This is a genomic window from Haloquadratum walsbyi J07HQW2, from assembly GCF_000415985.1.
Classification (GTDB): domain Archaea; phylum Halobacteriota; class Halobacteria; order Halobacteriales; family Haloferacaceae; genus Haloquadratum; species Haloquadratum walsbyi_B.
Map to the genome: position 1 here is coordinate 1,440,963 of NZ_KE356561.1, position 2,996 is coordinate 1,443,958.

The following is a 2,996-nucleotide window of genomic DNA, read 5'->3' on the forward strand; positions in this document are numbered from 1 at the left end:
AGTGAAGCTGTTTTCAAATTTTAATCTTTAGACGACAACACTGATTTTGAGTACGTGTGAAATATATTTTTTTACGCGGATTAGAAGAGGCTTAGATTATATTTGAGGATAAAATCTCATGTCATCTTAATTCTCTGAGTGCTTCTGAACAGAGAAATTTGCTGACGAAATTTAAAAACATTGCAAATGGAGATGCGTCACCGGATGGATATAATTATAATTAAATATATTCAAATTCGTCAGGAAGAGGGCAGATTTATTCAAAGATATTCATAACTATATACTCGGGAAATACGAACTATCACATTATTTATGTTCTCTACGTTGACGAGGATCACGACTATGAGGATGGGGACTTAGGTATTCAGCCAAGAAGTTCAATAGAAGCTAGGGGATAATTAGAGATCTTGAGTTTGTTGAAGATATTGAAGCGTATCTTGAGACCAATAATTCGCTCACTACCGAGACTTAAATGATTTTCTAGATTAGTCGTTAGCGACCCATACACATTGCTACTGGCTGTTTGTTCACGCCCACAGATGCGTGAAATCAACGGTGGCGACTGCTATATTGATTCTCTGTATCTTGCAAGGCGTTCCTGACAGAAGTGGAGCAAGTGTAGGTCGACTCTGGTGTGTGGACCCCTCTGTACTGAGCGATCCACGGTTAGTTAATAAAGTATCTGAATCGCTCTATGCCATCTTCAGTATAAGAGCTGGTATTACTGATACGACGGAGCTGGCACTCACATGATTACTCTGTTATGTTATATTATATTCTCAGTCACGCACGACTTGTGGGAGACCATCTTCACTTGTTGCATACAGTCCAGTATCGATGATAAATTCTGCAGTGTGTTTCGGAACAACTCGTTCAGCATGCCAGCGAGCACGGATATTCGCAATGACAGTTGCGAGATCGGAATCATGTTTGATCGTTGGTTGTGCGTCGAGAAATGCAACGTCACATGATGCTGCACTCGCGCGGTCGGTAAGTGTCTCAATCGCCGGTGTCTCAAACGCATCAGTAAAGTCAATCGCCTCGGTGAATCCAGCATAATATACACGACCGCCAGCAGACGGTCCAAGGACAACCTCATTCGAGCGTAACTGCATCGCAGCAGTGTCAATCGTTGACCGGAGGAGAAAGGGCATTGTGGGTTCAATAACAGCGACTGATTGTGCATCCTCATCACGAAGAAGGTGTGTCACCGTGTTGCCGACACGACCAGCGAACGTTGAGCCGACTTGGACCTCAACCCGCGCTACTGATGGGTCATCGAGTGTCTCGCTCACGATTGTTCCGACTGTTGTTGCAGCCGATTCATTACTATCGACGTGTTTCTCAGGGAGTGCATCATCCGAGCGATAATTTACCAGTAAATCACCGCCAGAGCGATCAACGGCAATAAGCATGTCACGCAAAATAGCGTCATATAATTCGGCTGTTTCGGACTCTGAGAGTGGACTCGTCTCAGCGAGTCTTTTAAACACGACTCCAGGGCGTGGAGGGTCGGCGAGGATACAAATAACTGTCATACGTGGTCTCTGCAGTCAAGCCGCTTTATTCCGGTGCTCTGATTATTGTACTATGCCTTATTTGCTCGAGGATGAAGTCTAACTCAAATGATTCTTCACCGACTTCGTCGTCCCTTCGTCTGTCGGTAGTCCCGTGTGAAAATATTCTCTCTGAGATGAGTCACGAACGCATCAGCATGCGTGTCAGTCTGCTTGTTTAGTGATATCATCGGCACAAGTTCGAATCCACGACCACGAATTGTCGTTGCGTGCTCCTCAATGATATCGAATGAATCTGGTCGTCGTGTCGTATAATCGATTGCAAGTTCACGAAGCGTCGTTTCACCGATTGGAACAATAATTTCTGGATTAATCATCCGGATTTCAGCATTTAGATACGGCTCGCAAGCGCGAATCTCCTCATCAGTCGCGGTACGATCTGGATGTCGACAGCGTGTCACATACGTAAGAAACGCATTTTGAATATCTGGTTCATCCGCATCGGGAGGTGTTCGTGCAAACCCAAGTTGTCCGAGAATTGTTTGTAGATGACGACCGGCATCATCGCCGGTGAAGGGAATACCTGTACAATCGGCACCGGCATGTGGTCGCTCAGCAACAAACAAAAAGTCACCACCAACATCACCATATCCGTGAAGAACATTCTCGCGAGTCTCACAAAGCTCTGGACAGTTCTCACACTCAGTGTCCATTCCATATGGATTTGCGAGTGAATCCTGATTTGCGTCCATATCATATTGATGCTTACCTGTGAGCAAAAGCAATCGGTTTACAATAGTGGATTTGTTGTCTATGCGGTCACTCAACTACAACATTCTCTGCAATCGAAATCGGGAATGATGTGTGAGCATGTTTTGACAAGCACTGGAGATTTATTTCGACAGATAGACACACGCTATGCAGGACTTAGCGGATAATCCGATGGTAATATGACTATGATAATACTATATGATTCACGTTACTGATACCGGGTGAGACAAAATCAAGATAACCACTAACTATGATGTCGGTGGATTCAGGAGGATTACGATTCAATACTCAATCATGCATGCGGTTGTTCCGGCAGCAGGTCAAGCGACACGACTCGGGGAATTGACTGATAATCAGCCAAAGGGTCTCGTCGATATTGGTGGACAACCGCTTCTTGAATATGTATTGAATACCGCTATTGAGGCGGGTGCAGACGAACTCATCGTCATTATCGGGTATGAGGCAGCACAAATTATTGATCGATTCGGCGACGTATGCGATGGTGTTCCGATTACGTATATCCATCAACGTGAACAATTAGGGCTTGGGCATGCCGTATTACAGGCTGAATCACAGATTGACGGAGATTTCTTACTGGTAAATGGCGATAATATATTCACTGGGAGTGTGCGTCCTATCGTTGATGCATCTGAGCGTTTCGATGTTGTCCTCGGTGTCGAAGAAGTATCACCCGCAGTCGCGCAAACA

General features: G+C 45.1%; 3 protein-coding genes. 1 reads left to right on the top strand and 2 read right to left on the bottom strand.

Annotated elements, in window-relative coordinates:
- Nucleotides 1–779: 779 nt before the first annotated feature.
- Together J07HQW2_RS06660 and J07HQW2_RS06665 are read right to left on the bottom strand one after the other, a co-directional pair.
- Nucleotides 780–1,538 carry a hypothetical protein gene (locus tag J07HQW2_RS06660; protein ID WP_021054660.1) on the bottom strand — a complete coding sequence of 253 codons (759 nt, stop codon included), beginning with the start codon at nucleotides 1,536–1,538 and terminating at the stop codon, nucleotides 780–782.
- 95 nt (nucleotides 1,539–1,633) lie between these two features.
- Nucleotides 1,634–2,269 (bottom strand): uracil-DNA glycosylase, encoded by a 636-nt coding sequence (locus tag J07HQW2_RS06665; protein ID WP_021054661.1) that lies wholly within the window; start codon nucleotides 2,267–2,269, stop codon nucleotides 1,634–1,636.
- A 313-nt stretch (nucleotides 2,270–2,582) separates the two neighbouring features.
- On the opposite strand from J07HQW2_RS06665, the gene J07HQW2_RS06670 reads away from it, so the two are divergent.
- Nucleotides 2,583–2,996, top strand: a 414-nt coding sequence (locus J07HQW2_RS06670) for a nucleotidyltransferase family protein (protein ID WP_048075525.1), incomplete at its 3' end; no start/stop codon positions are given.